Source organism: Methylobacterium sp. C25 (genome assembly GCF_021352225.1).
Lineage (GTDB): Bacteria > Pseudomonadota > Alphaproteobacteria > Rhizobiales > Beijerinckiaceae > Methylobacterium.
On the sequence record NZ_JAAUVI010000002.1, the window covers coordinates 66,369 to 80,512 of the forward strand.

Sequence of the window (14,144 nt, forward strand, 5' to 3'; positions counted from 1 at the left end):
CGGATCAACCCCGAAGCCGACGGCCGCCGGAAACCGCTGCCGCCAGCGGCCCCTGCGCGCTTGCCACCCGACTGGCAGAACGTGCCTCGATCTTGTCGAGGATGATGTCCATCGATCCGTCTGATCTCTGCTTCACCTCGGCGCTGACCGGCTCGCCATTGTTGATGACGTTCACGACGGGCGGCCCAGCGTTTCCGTTGGCGGCAGGCATCCCGACCATGCCGCCATGCGACCCATTGCCGACGAAGCCGCCAATCTCGTAGCCTCGAGCACCTCGACGCATCGCCTCAAGCGTGCTCACGCCAATGCGTGCTGTGGCGCGAGCATCGAAGACATACTCGTTGCCGTGAACAACGCCGACTGGGACGTGAGGCGCTGCGGGGCCGGTCCAGCCGCCATCAGCGAAGCCGAAGAACTTGCCGATCGAGCCGAAGAGGTCGCCGCCGCCTCCCTTCGTGAGTATGCCGAAACCTTGGCTGATGACGCTGTCGAGCGCTTTCGAGATCAGCCGATCGGCGGCATTGCCGAAGGCATTGGACAGCGCCTCTGCCGCGTCTCCTCCCCGGCGCAGGGCCGTCGCGAACGACGTCACGCCTTCGGTGATCATCGACTTCTGGTCGGCGAGATCGATGGTCGCGCGAGAGCGCTCGATCACAGACTGCGCGGCCGGGGTCGAGGTGTCGCCGACGAGGCTGCGTGCACGCGCATAAGCCTGCTGATCGGTCGCGTCTCGACCAAGCTGAGCGCGAGCAAAATCGTCATCTCGCGCGAACTGAACAAGCTTTGCCTGCTGCGCGAGCGTCACCGTCTTGTCGATGAGCCCGCCGAAGGCGATCGAGGCCGCATCGCTGGCCGAGACGCCACGATCGAGCAACTCGTTGTATTTGGCCTGGCGCTGCTGAATCGTCTCCAGGGCTGCGCCATTGACGCCGTAGTTGCGGTTGAGGTTGTCGAGCTGCTGGCTCGCATCGCGCTGGGAGCGCGTGAGCGCGTCCTGGTCGCGGATCAGACCTTGCGTGGACGGGTCGCCCATCTGGCCGGCGCGCCGCAGGATATCGGCACCGTAGCCGGGGCCGGTCCCATAGTTATTCAGCGCCTTGCCGAGATCGCCGCCGGCATCTTTCAGCTTCATCTGAAGCACGCCATAGATGCCCTCGACCATTGTCGAGGTGTCCATCCGATCGAAGTCGCCGGGGAGGAAGCCGCGTCGCACCGCATCCGCCGCCGTCCCGCGCGTGATCTGACCAAGCCCGTATGCCGTGCCGACCGAGCCGTCCGGGTTGCGCTCCTTGGTGTAGCCGATGTTGAGGTCGCCGGTAGACTCGCGCTCGGCAATGGCGGCCACGATGCTGGCGGGGATCTGACCGAACTGTGGGTTCTGGGCTGCCGCCAGGATCTGCTGTTGGATTTGCCCGGACAGTCGAGCGAAGGCTCCTCCGCCTGTCGTCAGGTCCAGCGAGGACTGGCTGGTCAGCGTTTGCAGCTCGAGGCGCTGACGCTCCTTAATCGAATTGATCTGGAAGTCGCGGAGAAGCGGATCCTCGCGGTTGAGGTTCGCTGAGCGGATGTCGTCCTCGGCGCGCTTGTTGATGTCGGCGGCGGAGCGCCCCTGCGGCGTGAAACCAACCGTCTTGAGGCCGTACTGGGCATCGCGGACCGCATTGGCGAAGGCGGTCCCGCCTGCCGCCATATCCTCGCGCAACTGCTTCGCCGAGGCGGCCAAACCGTCCATCGAGCGCCGGGATGTGCCGTCCTTGTCGATCACGCCGTCGGCGAGATCCTTCCGAATGCGGGACGCGCCATCTTCAAGCTGCTTTAGAGATTGGGTCGTGGGATTGAGCGATCGGACCAACGCGTCGGTTTGCAGCCCGCGCTGAGCTAGTGAGGCCGTGCTGCTTTGCTTGCTGGCTTTGTCGATCTCGGCCTGCACCTCGGCGATCTGTCGCTTGATCGTATCGACATCGAAGCCCAGCAGACCGTCAAAGATGCCGCCGGCAGTGCCCATGTTCCGCTGGCGAAAGCTGAGCTGGCTCTGTAGGGTTTTCAGGCGCTCTTCGGCGTCGCCGCCGCCGAGACCCTTGTCGACGAACCGACCGATCGCGTCGAATTCATTGCTCGTGTTCCGGGAGAACTCCTGCCACTGGCGCGAGAAGAACCCCAGCCTTTGATCGGCATTCACGAGGCTCGTCGAGAAGGCGTCGAACAGAGCCTTCTGCGCAGCGAGCCGATTGCCCTGCGCGTCGAAGCGTTCGATGGTCTCCTTGGTGGTGGCGTCGAGGAATCCTAGCTGTGCGTTCAGCATCTCCGCACCCTTCACAGGGTCGGCGAATGCTTCGGCGAGCGCCTTGTTGGCGTCCGGTACTTCCTGTCGGGTCGTTGCAGCGTAGTCGCGAGCGGACCCCAGGAGCTTGCCGTACATCTCCGAGCCGATCCGGCCCGTGGCGGCGTATTCGGCGGCCATGTCGCGCGCGGAAGAGACCGACAGCCCGGCACCCATCGCGGAGCCAAGGGCAGACGAATTGATCTGGCCGACGCTGGCACCGCTGGCTCGCCCGATGCCGGACACCGAGAGCTGAAGATCCTTCTGCTGCGCCCGGTAAGATGCGAGCGCGGTGATGCCGAGGCCGGCGGCCGTCGTCACGACACCGATCGCCCCGCCTACCAGACCGAGCCCGCGGGCAGCGCCGGCCGCGCCGTCGGCGAGGTCCTTCACCTTGCCAGCGATCCCGCCGATGACGTCGCCAGCGCCCAGGCCGGCCTGCCCGGCAATCGTCGCCGCCGTTGGTAACTGCATCAGGCCCGCGCGGATCGGCGAGCTGCCCGAGAGAACTTGCTCGAAGAAGTCCTTTCCCTGGATGCCGATGTTCAGCAGCGCCTGGTTGCGAAACTCCTCGCTGATCTGCCGATTGTTTTGGTTGGCGGCCTGGGGCGCGCCGAGCGTCCCGAGACGACGACTCGCCTCGATGTTCGCGAGCGCTGCGCTTCCTTGCGCGCCTAGCTGCCCCCATCCAGCGGCTACATTTTTGGCCGACGTCGAGCGCAGGTCGACAATGCGCCGCTGCTGGTCGGCCTCCTCGCGATAGAGCTCCTCAAACACAGCCGCCGAAGCACGGGCGCTCTTAGTGCCGGCATCGACACCCAGGCGGCCGTTGATGTCGAACTGAGCCGTTAGCGCGGACTGCTGGGCGCGCGCCGTGGAAATAAACTCCTCACGCGCGGCGACCAGCGCCTCGGCCGCTTCACGCTCACGCGCGGCCTCTTCGAAAATGGCGGCCGAGGCCCGCGCTGATGATCCGGTCGAGCGATCCACGCCCAGAAGCTGGTTGATGTTGTACTGAGCCGAGCTCGCAGTCTGCTCGGCACGCGCCCGCGACACCTCGGCAGCCGCTGCGTTCTGCGCAGCGTTCGCGACACTACTGTAGCGCGCCTCCAACAGCGCAAGGGTTTGAGCATGGCTCGCGGCGTCCGTGCCGCCCCGCTGAAAGGCCGACCCGAGCTTGAGAGTCTGCTGCTCAAGCTGAAGCTGGGCGCGATAGACCGGGTCCACCGACGAACGAATGCGGTCATACGACGTGGTCGCCGAGCCGATGCGACGCGCAGCCTGCTCCGTAGCAACCGCTGCCTTGTCGGCGGACTGCCCTAGCTTGTCCTGAGAAGCAGCTGCAGCGTCGCCGTCGGCCCGGAACTTCTCCGCACCGGTCGACTCGTAGCTTACCTTCACGGTGCGGATAGTGGTGAGTGAAGCCATGAAGGACTACCTGACTTCGAGCGTGTGGATCGTCAGCGCACTGGGGCTCGGTCTGTCGACAAGTTCGGCCGACGCAGATCGGCTCGCAGACGAAATAAATATTGATGCGCAAGTGGTCGCGCGTCTCGCTGCAGTCGGAACCGGGTGCAAAAACGTCTTTTTGGTCAATAAAGAGAAGACCAATGCATTGGTCGCCATGAGAATTAAATCGGCAACAAAGAAGGCGAATGGCGACTTGTTTTTTGCGCTGGGCGCTGAATACACTAAGCAATATGCAGAACAGATCTCTTATCTGGGCATTGAGGAGTGGTGCGTCAGACAGAAGGCCGACCTGGACTTGATCGGCGTCAATATCCTGGGAGAAAGCTGCTTTAAGGCGCGCTGTTAGTCGCTATCTTCGCCTTCGCCGCTACGTCCTTCAGGTAGACCCGGTCCTGAGCCCCAATGAGCGCTTCGAACCGCTCAAAGGCATCAGGATCGGTGATGCCGTGCCTTGCCGCGTACCGCTCAATGCTCGACCAGGGGATATGACCGCATCCGCCAAGAGCACCCAGCGGGCGGTCTGGCGACAGCGACCAGAACGCATCACGGGCGAAGACGAGGTGATCTGGCAGGTCCGGCCGGTTCAGAAGCGCTTTCGGCGCCGTACCGTCTTCATCTGCCAGCTCTAACAGCCAAGCAGCGCGCTCGCCCCACTCCAGATCCCAGGCGAGCGCGTCTGTCAGTTTTTTGCGTCGGCCTTGGCGTCTGCCTCAGCATCGGAGGAAACGACACCCGCCGCCCAGGTCACCGCATTCCGGAACACGATGTACTCGGGCTCCGAGAGCAGGCGGCGGGCAGTCTCTGCGGAGTACGGCACGGGCCTGTCGAGGTCGCCGACCGCGCCGTCGCCGGTGAGGTTGTCCCATTCCAGTAGGATGCTCTCCAGCAGGCATTCGGTGTCGATGGCGAATGCGTCGTCATCCGAGAGCCCGCGCAGGCGGTTCTCGCGCGGCACCCTGGCGACCAGATCGTTCTGCAGGCGATTCCAGTCCTTGTTGCCGGACCCGCGCACTCGGAGGCGGAGATCGCCCATGCCCGGGATATTCTCGATCCACCGCCCCTGCTCGACGGCCGTGGTGTTCCTGCGGATGGCGGAGAGCTTCACGCGTCGGCGTCCTTCTGAGCGGTGGCGGGAATGGCGGCAGGCACCGGCTTCGGAGCGATCTCCTTCGCCAGTCCCTTCCCGATGATGAGATCGGCGAACTTATCCGACAGCTCCGGCTCGTCGCCGGCCGTGAACCGGCGCTCGTCCTTGTCGTTCGGGTAGCCGTCGAAGGTTTCTGTGATGCGGACGGTCTTCATCGCGGCGGCCCCTATGCGACGTTGCGGGTGAGGACGATGGTCGCCGCCGAGGTGTCGTCGTAGACGGCACGGAACGGGATCGAGACCATCACGTCGTCGTTGTTGCCGCCCGGCCGACGCTCGCCGTTGCCGAAGATGATCTTGGGCAGCGAGAAGGTGTACTTCTTGTTCGGAGCATTCCCGACCGTGAAGGACAGCGCGCCGCTGCCGTGGTCGAGCACCTTCTGATAGAGGTCGTTCGTCTCGAAGTAGCATTCGAGAGTGCCGGTAACCTCGCAGCGGCCATAGCCGAAGCTGTCGGTGAACAGGCTGCCGACGAGCGGACGGGTCCGCAGGTTGTTGTTGATCTCGATGTTGAGGCTGCGAACCTTCGGCGGGGTCGCGATGCCAGTCACCGTGAGTGCCGCGACGTTGGCTGAGGCGGTAGAGATCGGCGTCGTGCCGGGCGCCGCGTAGGTCGCGCCGGTGACGATCGCGGTGTCGAGCGCTTCCTGCTGGCCCATCAAAGTGACAGAGCCGGTGATCGCCGCTCGCGATGCGATGGCTAGGCTCAGCATCGAGACCATGCAGCCGTCGAAGCGGGAGAACGACTTGTTGCCGCCGCCGAGGTCAACGGTTTCCTCGAAGGTAAAGCTCTTCGCGGTCACGCCGTTTTTCAGGACGTCGGTCGCCCAGGCGCCGAACAGGACGCCCTCGAGCAGGTCATCGAGATTGCCGTAGGCGAGCTCGAAGTTGTAGGCGCCGGCCACGTCCTGTCCGAGCTGAAACTCGTCGCGGACGTTGCGATCGGCCTGGATCTCGTCCGAGGTGCCGGTTGTCTTGTTCGTACGGGGGCCACCGCCAGTGGCCCGGAACGTCTTGAACGAGGGCGTCGCCGGGGTCGTGCCGAATACCGTCTCCGGCACATAGGCAATCCGGCGGGTCGAACCGCTTGCAATCGTCATGGCTGTCTCCTGGATGGTAGGCGCAGCGGCGGCTAGCCGAAGAGGTCCGCTTGGTAGGGGACCGCGACCGAAAGGATGAAGTACCGGCCGTTGTCGTTACGATCGTCGATCGCTGGGGAGGATGGCGCGAAGGTCTGCACGCCTCCGAATTCTTTCCCTCGGAACAGCGCAGCGAGCTGATCGGCCAGTGTGAGGCCGTCTGCGACACCGCCCGCGCGGCGCGCCATAACATCGAGCTGAAACGTGCCAGTCTCTCGATAGACGTTGCTGCCCGGCGCACCGATCGTAAGCTGTTCGCCGTTCGCCACCGGGTACGAGACTTGAACGAAGGTGCCGTCCTCGGCCGGCGTGTCGCCCTCGAAATTGACACCGAAGACTGGGCATTCGCCGAGCCCGGCGTCCAGACGAGCTTGCACTGCAGTCTCTGACGACCAGTCGGCGGCCAGGCGCCCTTCGACAGCGTCGACGACGAGCTTCAGCGGCATGTCAGCGGCCCGGATCAATGATGATGGCGGGCTGACGGGTCAGCCAATCTTCGTGCGTCCGCGGGTTTCCACCACGGACCCGCTTGGCGAGTGCCGTAGCGTTGGCCGACTGCGCCCATTTGCCGACAGCGCCGCCTGGGAACGGTCGGTAGCCGAACCCGACATAGGCGACGTTGCCGAACCGTCGTTTCGCGAGCGTGGCAACGCCTTGGTAGACGCCGTCGGGCGCTTGGTTGGACTGTCCGCGCTCGATCTTCCGCGCGTACGGAACCTCGTTCAGCACCACGTACTGCTCGGCCGGCGGCGGCTCCGACGAGTCGAACTCGACATCATCCGCGAACCAGACGTGCGACCGCGCATAAGTGCCGCGCTTCACGGGCGAGTGGATGATCAACTGCTCGTCGACCCATTCGATGATGTCGGTGAGCAGCTTGAATTCGAACAGCACGCTGCTCTTTGGCATGATGCCGGCGAGCGTCTCGCGGCGCGCCCCGTCAATGAAGGTCTCGTGTTCCGGGACGTAGCCCAGGGCCTGCCGATTGGTATCCTGCGCCTCAGAGAGCGCGTCCTGCGCGGCCTCGGCGAGAAACGCCTGCTGCGCATCCGGTGAAAGCTCCTCGTCGAGCATCAGCGCGATGTCGCGAGCGATGGGATCGATGCGGACCGAGGTCCGGCCAGCCATCAGCCCCGCACCCAGAGCTCGATCCTCACAACCTGGTCGTTGAGCATCACCGGGTTGGCGACCTCGATGCTTCGAACCCGGCCCGCAACGACAACACGATCCAATCGAACGATGGGTCCAGCGAACCCGGATTTCGCGAGCTCTGTCGGCGACACGATCACCGTGCTGTCGCCTTGCTGGACACCTCCAGCGAGTTCGTCCGGCTTGTAGCCACGCACGAAGGCCCGAAGGCCCTTGTCCTGGCTCCCATCCTTCGCCGCGGCCTTCCGCAGCTGGATAGTCTGGCCCTTCCTGGCGACCTGCCGATCGAGCTTCGAGATCTCCTGCGCGGCGAGGCTCACGCGAACATCACCCTGCGGTATGCCGATAGGATGGATTCGGCCTCGGGATGCGGGAGGGCGGCCGACGTACCCTGGACGTAGTAATCGGTCTGGCCGACGCCCTCGGTTTGCTCGCTCTTGATCATAATGTCCCGGCCTGAGCCCGAGAGGGCGACGCCGACGAGGAGGATCACGGCCCGCTCGACAGCGGCAGGCAGAAGCGGAACGCCAGCGGGCGCGGAGCCGGAATCGCTCGGCAGAAACCAGCCGGTTTTGTACTCGACTGCAGCGCTGCGTCCGCGCCAGAGGATCGGCGTGCCGCTATGCAGGAGTCGGAGATAGAACAGTGAGATCGGATCTGCGGGCTCTTCGTCGAGCCGATAGCCGGACGGATCTAACACCGTACCGTCGAGCGAGACGCTCGCGACCGAGTTCACTGGAGCGCCCGAGAGTAGCGGCTCTGCACACCAAGTGCCGCGGCGACAGAGGTCGAAGTGCTCCCGCATTGTCTGTCGACCGAAGATGCGTCGACAGTAGGTTGCGGCTGTCTCCGAGGCTTGGTCGATGAAACGCCTGAGCTGATCGTCAGACGGCGAGTCTGCGGCGAGGCCGAGGTCGCTACGGACGTTCGCCGGGGTCGTCAGCGCGGTCGCCGTGGCGCGGGTGATGACAACAAGACTCATGCGGCACCCACGAATGAGACAAACGCCCGGATGGTGCGTTGCTCGTCCTCACCAGCGCGGAAATCGCCATGATCCCGATCAAGAAACTCGCCCGAGTTCTCACCGACCAAGTGGAAGGCGGCTTCCACCTGACACTTGAGGCCGAAGGTGGGGAGATCTTCCGTGTTTTCCTGACCGAGGGTCAGATGGGGGATCTTGCCGACGAGATCGACGAGGTACTCAGCGAGGACGACGTCGAAGACAATACGGCTCAAGCCGACGAGCCGACGACGGAAGAACAGCCGTCCTGACGCGGCCGCCATCAGTTGCAGATCACGCGCACGGTCAGGCTCGTGCCGCTATCGGCCTGTCGGAAGGGCGTTCCGGACAGGGCAAGCGTGCCTTGCGAGACCTTCACGTTCACGGTTGCGCCGGTCAGGCTTTGCGAGGCAACGCCGCCGGTCGTCATCTGTTGGGCACCGAGGATGGTAACCCAGCTCGGGATGATATCGACGTCTGGCGTGGAGGTGCAGGCCGACCACGTATACGTGGCGATTCCGCTCGCGTTGGCTGCTGCCGTGTAGCGCTCAACCCGCTTCGGTGTGCCGGCAGGGCCGGTGGCTCCGATGGGCCCCTGAGGCCCGGCTACTCCTGCGGGTCCGGCGGGTCCTTGCGACCCTTGAGGCCCTGCATCTCCCTTTGGGCCTCCCGGTCCGACCGAGCCCGTTTGGCCTGCTGGACCAGTTGGACCTGCTGCTCCGTTGGCTCCCGCGGGGCCTGTGGCGCCCGTTTCGCCTTTGGCGCCTTGGGGACCGGCGGCTCCGACATCACCCTTGGATCCTTGTGAGCCAGATTCGCCTTGCGGGCCTCTGGCTCCGGTCGCTCCTATACCACCCGCGGGTCCTGCCGGGCCAACTGGCCCGGTGTCCCCTTTTTCGCCCTTCAGTCCTGCGGCTCCCTGGCTGCCTTGAGAGCCTGTATCGCCTTTCGGGCCTGTTGCTCCGACTGCTCCTGCCGGACCCTGGCCGCCCACTGCTCCAGGGTCTCCTTTGGCGCCCGCCGCTCCTTGTGGTCCTGTCGCTCCGACATCGCCTTTGTCGCCTTTTGCTCCTTGAGCACCGGCAACTCCTTGGGGACCGACATCGCCCTGCGGCCCTTTCGCGCCGGGCGCGCCTGTGACGCCTGGATCTCCCTGTGCACCGACTACCCGCCCAACATCGGCGCTCGATCCGTCCGAGTAGGTCAGGACGAGGTGCCCGGCCCCATTGATCGTACTCGCCGCGACACTGCGCCCAACTGCTGCTGGGCTCATCATCATCGAGCTCTCGTCCTCCGCAGATGCGGGACAGGCGAGAAGCGCGAGGGCAGCTCCGATGGCGAGGATCCGGCGCATCAGTTGCCGCTCCCGTAATGCATCCGGAAGGCACATGGCGTCGTGCCCGGGTCGGTGAGTGCCATGATCGAGACGTATCGGGTCTGGCCGCCCATCGGATTGACTGAACTCCCGAGCACGCGCCCGGAACGGGCCATGAACAGCGTGTCCTGGAACTTGTTCGCGGTGCCGGTCGCCGAGGTGACGAGCTGCACGTTCCCGATGGTTTCGCCGCCGAGCGTCGCTGGCTGCGTAGTGACGGGCGCCGTCGCCGAAACCGTCGCGATGACGATGTCGACGTTGCACGGATTGATGCCGCGATAGACCAGCGCGCCGGCAGGCTGCTGGATGGCGTAGGTCTGCGGCGTCGTGCTGACCGGCAGCGCGAAAGCCTTCCCGTTGCGCTGGAACGGGGCGGTGAGCGCGTTCAGCGGCGAGGCTGCAACGCCACACGGCGTCGCCACCCGGGTCTCTGGATCGGCACAGAGCAGCACCTGACCCGGCACATCGGCGCCTCCCGGCTGACTGAAGGGCTGAAACCCTCCCTGATCAGCGGCAGCCGAGTGCGCGGCCGCGAGCCACAGGCCGGCGACCGCGATCCGGATCAGCTTGCGCATGGCGTGCTGTCCTAGGTTCAGCCTGATGGCCTACTTGTTCTTGGACTTCTTGGCCGCCTCGGCAACCTCGTCCTGGTCCATGGTCTCGACGCCCTGCTCGTTGAGAGCGTCGGCGACGGCCTGGTGACCTGGGATGGTCGGATCGTTGAAGTCGATCTTGTTCTGCAGGACCGACCTACCAGCCCGCGGATTGTCGTCGACCGCCGGATGGCTCATGTCGACGTCCGGAACGAGCTGCTGCGGCGCGCCGGAGGTGTCGATCGTCTTGGCAGGCGCGATGTCGGCAGCCTGTGAGCCGTCGTTCTGCTTGGTCTCGGCCATGATGGCCTCCCGTATTCGTGGAGATCTGGACGGCAGGCCGCGGCAGCCGGTGAGCCGCCGCGACGCTGTGCTGGCCGGCCTTAGGAGTTGGCAGCGACCTTCAGGGCCCGCATGGGCTCCGGGTTGTAGACGCCGCCACCCACACGCTTGACCGTGTAGAACTGGACGTACGGCTTGCTGGTGTAGGGGTCGCGCAGGACCGAGACACCGATCCGGTCGATCACCTGGTAGGTGGCGGCCATATCGCCGTAGAGGGCGACGATGTTGCCGGCCGCGACCACCGGCATGTCCGGTACTTCCACGATCGGCGAGCCGTTCAGGGTTTGCGGCTGGCCCTGCTGGTAGGCCGGCTGCCACAGGTAGTTACCCTGACCGTCCTTCAGCTTGCGCGCGGCGCCGAGCGACAGTCGGTTGATGTAGAGCTTCGCGTTGGCCGCGAAGTCGCCCGGGAGCGAGTACATCAGATCGATGAAGCCATCGCCCGTAAGAGCGGCTGCAGCCCCGGAGTTGCCGACGGCGATGGCGCCCCAAGGATGCTTCGCCGCGTTAGCCGCGCCAGTGACGTAGGTGAGGATACCGAACGGCTTATTGGCGCCGTCACCACTTAGGAAGGCGATGCCCTCCTGCCGGGCAAACTCGAACTCCACCTCCTCGCCGAGCCAGTCTTCGAGATTGATGGCGGAGTCGTCGAGCAGCTGCTGCGAGATCGCCGGGTTCGCGTAGAGCTCACCGGGGACGAAATCGAGCGAGCCGATGCCAGGGGTCGAGGTGGCGGGACGCGACGCGGTTTCGCCGACCCAGCCGGAGCCGACTGCGCGGTCAGTGAAAAGCTTCTTGAAGCCCGCCACCGAGATCCGAACGACGCGCGCGTTGGCGCGGATCGGCGAGACCTGCTTGAGGCGGCCGGTCAGAGAGCGATCCCACTCAATCGGGGTGAGATAGCCGCCGTTCGAGTCGGTGCCCTTGTCCATGGCAGCGGAGACGCTGCCCTTTCGCATCCAGGCCTTGTAGGCGCCCAGATACTCCGGATCAGCCGGCACGTCGCCGACACCACCGGCGCCAATCTGCGCAGCCGCCAGCTTTGCGTTCAGCTCGTCGAGCGCAGCCTTCGCATTGACCGTGTACTCGTCGAACTTGGTCTGGAGTGCGCCGACCGCGGTATTGACGCGCTCGACCTTCTCGGAGGCTACCACGTCAGCCTTGGCCTTGATCGTCTCCTCGTTCGCGGCCTTGAAGTCCTCGAAGGCCTTCGCAAGGTCTGCGAGCATCTTCTTCGGATCAGTGTTGTCGGCACGGATCACGGGGCTGAGAATGGCTCGAGGCATCGGACGGCTGCCGAGGTCGAGCAGATGCATCGGGGCGGCCTGTTCGACCGCCGCCGGCGTGACGTTCTTCATTGTCTGGATGCTCCTATGAGCGGATTGCTGCCATGAGGCCGGTCAGACCGGACCAGTCGTCTTCGCCAGCGCCCGGCGTGGCGGCGGTATCGAGAGCAGCGCCTGGCGTACCCTTGATTTTGTTGATCCGGTCGCGCGCTGCGGAGCGCGTCATGCCGGACGCGACGAGCTGAAGCTCCATCGCTCGCAAATCATTGACGTCGCGAGCCTTTGCTCGAGCAGCGTCGTCGACCTTCGTCTTGTCGGCCGACATCATCTTGTCGGCGAAGCCCTTCTCGATGGCCTGAGACCCGCTCATGTAGGTCTCGTCATCCATCATCTTCACGATAGCCTTGGCGTCGAGCCCGGTACGTGCCGCGTAGACATCAGCCATAGCCCGGTCGAAAGGCTCCAGGAACGCAGCGGCCTCCAGGAAGTCGTGCCGGTTTCCGCCGGCGAAGACCGCGCAGTTGTGGATCATGATGAAGCTGGCGGCGCTGATCTCGACCGTGTCAGCCGCCATCGTGATGATTGAAGCGGCCGAGGCGGCAATGCCCATCACCTTGATGGTCACGTCGTAGGGGTGCTCGCGCAGCACGTTGTAGATCGCGATCCCCTCGAACATGTCGCCGCCAAAGGAATTTATGTGCACCTCGACGGGGCGGCCGCCGATCGCGCGGAGCTGCGCCGTTGTCTTCTTTGCGGTGATGCCGTCGCCGGTCCAGAAATCCTCGCCCACCATGCCGAACATCGTGATCACGTTGTCGTCGATCTCGACGGCCTGGATTCCCGCAGCTTCGGCATTCCAGCGCTCGATCACTGGCGCGGGCGTGAACGCCGAGACCTTCTTCACGGCGGGCATCGGCAGCGCACCAGGACGGGTGCTCGGGTCGTTCTTCACTCGACCAATGATGCCGCGCGGACGCTGAGCCTTCACCAAGCTATTCAGCTCGCGGCTGCCGACCAGTTCAGGCCGGCCCTTCGTGGCTTCCTCGCCAGAAGGCTTCTGACCCTGGGTCGGCTTGCGGGTGTCTTCAGCCATTGCCAGGCGCTCCATTGTCGTTGAGCGGCGGACCGCCGTTGTGGCCCATCATCGGGTTGCTGAGCCGGTTGCCGTCGTCGTGGGCGGGCATATCGAGGGTCTCGCGGACCTCGTTCGGGGTCATCCAAGGCTGCTGACCGCCGGCGCCGAGCGCCTTCGCGAAATACTCGGCCTGGTCAGCCATCGAGCCGCGCAGTAGAGCGCCGGGATTGAACTTGGCCTCGTACTGCTCGGCCTCATCGTCATTGAGCAGAGCGACCTCGACCGCCTGCTGCCATGCCTCGAACCAGGGCCCGAGGGCGAAGGCGACGAAGAAGCGGCCAAGCGCCTCGATGCCCGACCCCCATGAGGTCTCGTCGACCATCAGGAGCGGCCTTGGTACGCCGAAGATCCGGGCGATCTCCTCGACCTGATAGCCCCGGGTTTCGTGGGACTGGGCGTCCTTCGCGTTCGCGCCGAGCGGCTTGTAGGTCAGCCCCTCTTCGAGGATCGGCGTGCCGCCGGCGTTGTCGGCGCCGGAGAAGCGGCCATCCCAGTAGCTCCGCAGATGCTTCAGCGCCGTTTCGCTGATCGTCTTCGGATGCTCGAGGGTCCCGTTGACGAAGCTGCCGTTCCGATAGAGCCGCGAGAGCGCTAGTTCGGCTGCAATCGCCAACCCGATCGCGTCTGCCGCTTGCCGGACCAGCGACATGCCGCACAGGCCGTCTTTCGACATGCTGCGGAGGTGGAAGACGTCGGGCGGGTCGAAGGTGCTCTGTGGCCCGTTGGTCGGGGTGTAGCGATACGACAGCGTAAGATCCGAGTTCTGGATAGGCCTCACGAAGTCGGGATCGAGCGGGATGAGCTGCTCGACAGTCTTGTTGCGCATGCTTCGGTCGCGGGACCGCACGATGCGGGCGTATCCGTTGCCTTTCACCAGCGCCCGGTGCTGCATCAGCGTCCGGAAATCGTAGGCCGTTTGCCAGACATTCGGCTTGCGATGGAGCACCCTAAACAACGGAACGTCGCGGGCTTTCTCCTTCGTGGCCTTGTCGACGAGATGCAGCGGAAGCATCCCGATCGACTGAGAGATGAGGCTCACCGACCGAAACACGGCCGGATTGCGCATGGCTCGCTCGACGCTGACCGTGATCCCGGACGCGGAGACCTGCCCTCCCCTCAGGTACTCGACGACAGCGGGGTCATCGAGGTCGAGGAACGACGCAGCCGCAAGCGGGATCACGGGCATGGA

18 protein-coding genes are annotated in these 14,144 nt (G+C 64.8%); 2 read left to right on the plus strand and 16 right to left on the minus strand.

Going from position 1 to position 14,144, the window contains the following annotated elements:
* Positions 1-4 precede the first annotated feature (4 nt).
* On the minus strand, positions 5-3,748 hold the full coding sequence (locus tag HCU64_RS06480; RefSeq protein ID WP_233383023.1) for a phage tail length tape measure family protein: 3,744 nt from the start codon (positions 3,746-3,748) through the stop codon (positions 5-7).
* Between HCU64_RS06480 and HCU64_RS06485 the strand changes: the two genes are divergently transcribed.
* Positions 3,747-4,136 (plus strand): hypothetical protein, encoded by a 390-nt coding sequence (locus HCU64_RS06485; protein ID WP_233383024.1) that lies wholly within the window; start codon positions 3,747-3,749, stop codon positions 4,134-4,136. The two genes, HCU64_RS06480 and HCU64_RS06485, sit on opposite strands and share 2 nt — an antisense overlap.
* Here the strand turns inward: HCU64_RS06485 and HCU64_RS25580 are convergent.
* From HCU64_RS25580 to HCU64_RS06525, 8 genes are read right to left on the minus strand one after another with little or no spacing between them, the layout of a single operon-like run.
* Positions 4,120-4,473 carry a phage tail assembly chaperone gene (locus HCU64_RS25580; protein WP_442785934.1) on the minus strand — a complete coding sequence of 118 codons (354 nt, stop codon included), beginning with the start codon at positions 4,471-4,473 and terminating at the stop codon, positions 4,120-4,122. The genes HCU64_RS06485 and HCU64_RS25580 overlap by 17 nt on opposite strands.
* Entirely contained in the window at positions 4,470-4,895 is a 426-nt protein-coding gene (locus HCU64_RS06495; protein WP_233383026.1) for a hypothetical protein, read from the minus strand. The genes HCU64_RS25580 and HCU64_RS06495 overlap by 4 nt, the downstream gene beginning before the upstream one ends.
* The gene (locus HCU64_RS06500) at positions 4,892-5,092 is read right to left on the minus strand and encodes a hypothetical protein (protein WP_233383027.1); all 201 of its coding nucleotides are present in this window, start codon (positions 5,090-5,092) and stop codon (positions 4,892-4,894) included. The genes HCU64_RS06495 and HCU64_RS06500 overlap by 4 nt, the downstream gene beginning before the upstream one ends.
* A gap of 11 nt (positions 5,093-5,103) precedes the next feature.
* Positions 5,104-6,036, minus strand: a complete 933-nt coding sequence (locus HCU64_RS06505; RefSeq protein ID WP_233383028.1) for a phage tail tube protein — start codon at positions 6,034-6,036, stop codon at positions 5,104-5,106.
* Between the two features lie 32 nt (positions 6,037-6,068).
* Positions 6,069-6,521: a phage tail terminator-like protein gene (locus HCU64_RS06510; protein WP_233383029.1), complete on the minus strand. Its 453-nt coding sequence runs from the start codon at positions 6,519-6,521 to the stop codon at positions 6,069-6,071.
* Position 6,522: 1 nt separating this feature from the next.
* Positions 6,523-7,149 carry a hypothetical protein gene (locus tag HCU64_RS06515; protein ID WP_233383030.1) on the minus strand — a complete coding sequence of 209 codons (627 nt, stop codon included), beginning with the start codon at positions 7,147-7,149 and terminating at the stop codon, positions 6,523-6,525.
* 53 nt (positions 7,150-7,202) lie between these two features.
* A complete protein-coding gene (locus HCU64_RS06520; protein ID WP_233383031.1) occupies positions 7,203-7,544 on the minus strand; it encodes a hypothetical protein in 342 nt (113 codons plus the stop codon).
* Positions 7,541-8,206, minus strand: coding sequence for a hypothetical protein (locus HCU64_RS06525; protein WP_233383032.1), 666 nt, complete (start codon positions 8,204-8,206; stop codon positions 7,541-7,543). Before HCU64_RS06525 ends, HCU64_RS06520 begins: the two co-directional genes overlap by 4 nt.
* 38 nt (positions 8,207-8,244) lie before the next feature.
* On the opposite strand from HCU64_RS06525, the gene HCU64_RS06530 reads away from it, so the two are divergent.
* Positions 8,245-8,496 carry a hypothetical protein gene (locus HCU64_RS06530; RefSeq protein ID WP_233383033.1) on the plus strand — a complete coding sequence of 84 codons (252 nt, stop codon included), beginning with the start codon at positions 8,245-8,247 and terminating at the stop codon, positions 8,494-8,496.
* An 11-nt stretch (positions 8,497-8,507) separates the two neighbouring features.
* On the opposite strand, the gene HCU64_RS06535 is transcribed toward HCU64_RS06530, so the two are convergent.
* The 7 genes from HCU64_RS06535 to HCU64_RS06565 form a co-directional block, all read right to left on the minus strand.
* Entirely contained in the window at positions 8,508-8,654 is a 147-nt protein-coding gene (locus HCU64_RS06535; RefSeq protein WP_233383034.1) for a hypothetical protein, read from the minus strand.
* Positions 8,655-9,127: 473 nt separating this feature from the next.
* The gene (locus HCU64_RS06540) at positions 9,128-9,304 is read right to left on the minus strand and encodes a hypothetical protein (RefSeq protein WP_233383035.1); all 177 of its coding nucleotides are present in this window, start codon (positions 9,302-9,304) and stop codon (positions 9,128-9,130) included.
* A gap of 273 nt (positions 9,305-9,577) precedes the next feature.
* Positions 9,578-10,174, minus strand: a complete 597-nt coding sequence (locus tag HCU64_RS06545) for a hypothetical protein (RefSeq protein ID WP_233383036.1) — start codon at positions 10,172-10,174, stop codon at positions 9,578-9,580.
* Between the two features lie 30 nt (positions 10,175-10,204).
* Entirely contained in the window at positions 10,205-10,495 is a 291-nt protein-coding gene (locus HCU64_RS06550) for a hypothetical protein (RefSeq protein WP_233383037.1), read from the minus strand.
* Positions 10,496-10,575: 80 nt separating this feature from the next.
* Positions 10,576-11,892, minus strand: a complete 1,317-nt coding sequence (locus tag HCU64_RS06555) for a phage major capsid protein (RefSeq protein ID WP_233383038.1) — start codon at positions 11,890-11,892, stop codon at positions 10,576-10,578.
* Positions 11,893-11,905: 13 nt separating this feature from the next.
* Entirely contained in the window at positions 11,906-12,913 is a 1,008-nt protein-coding gene (locus tag HCU64_RS06560; RefSeq protein ID WP_233383039.1) for a head maturation protease, ClpP-related, read from the minus strand.
* The gene (locus HCU64_RS06565; protein ID WP_233383040.1) at positions 12,906-14,141 is read right to left on the minus strand and encodes a phage portal protein; all 1,236 of its coding nucleotides are present in this window, start codon (positions 14,139-14,141) and stop codon (positions 12,906-12,908) included. The genes HCU64_RS06560 and HCU64_RS06565 overlap by 8 nt, the downstream gene beginning before the upstream one ends.
* Between the last annotated feature and the right edge of the window lie 3 nt (positions 14,142-14,144).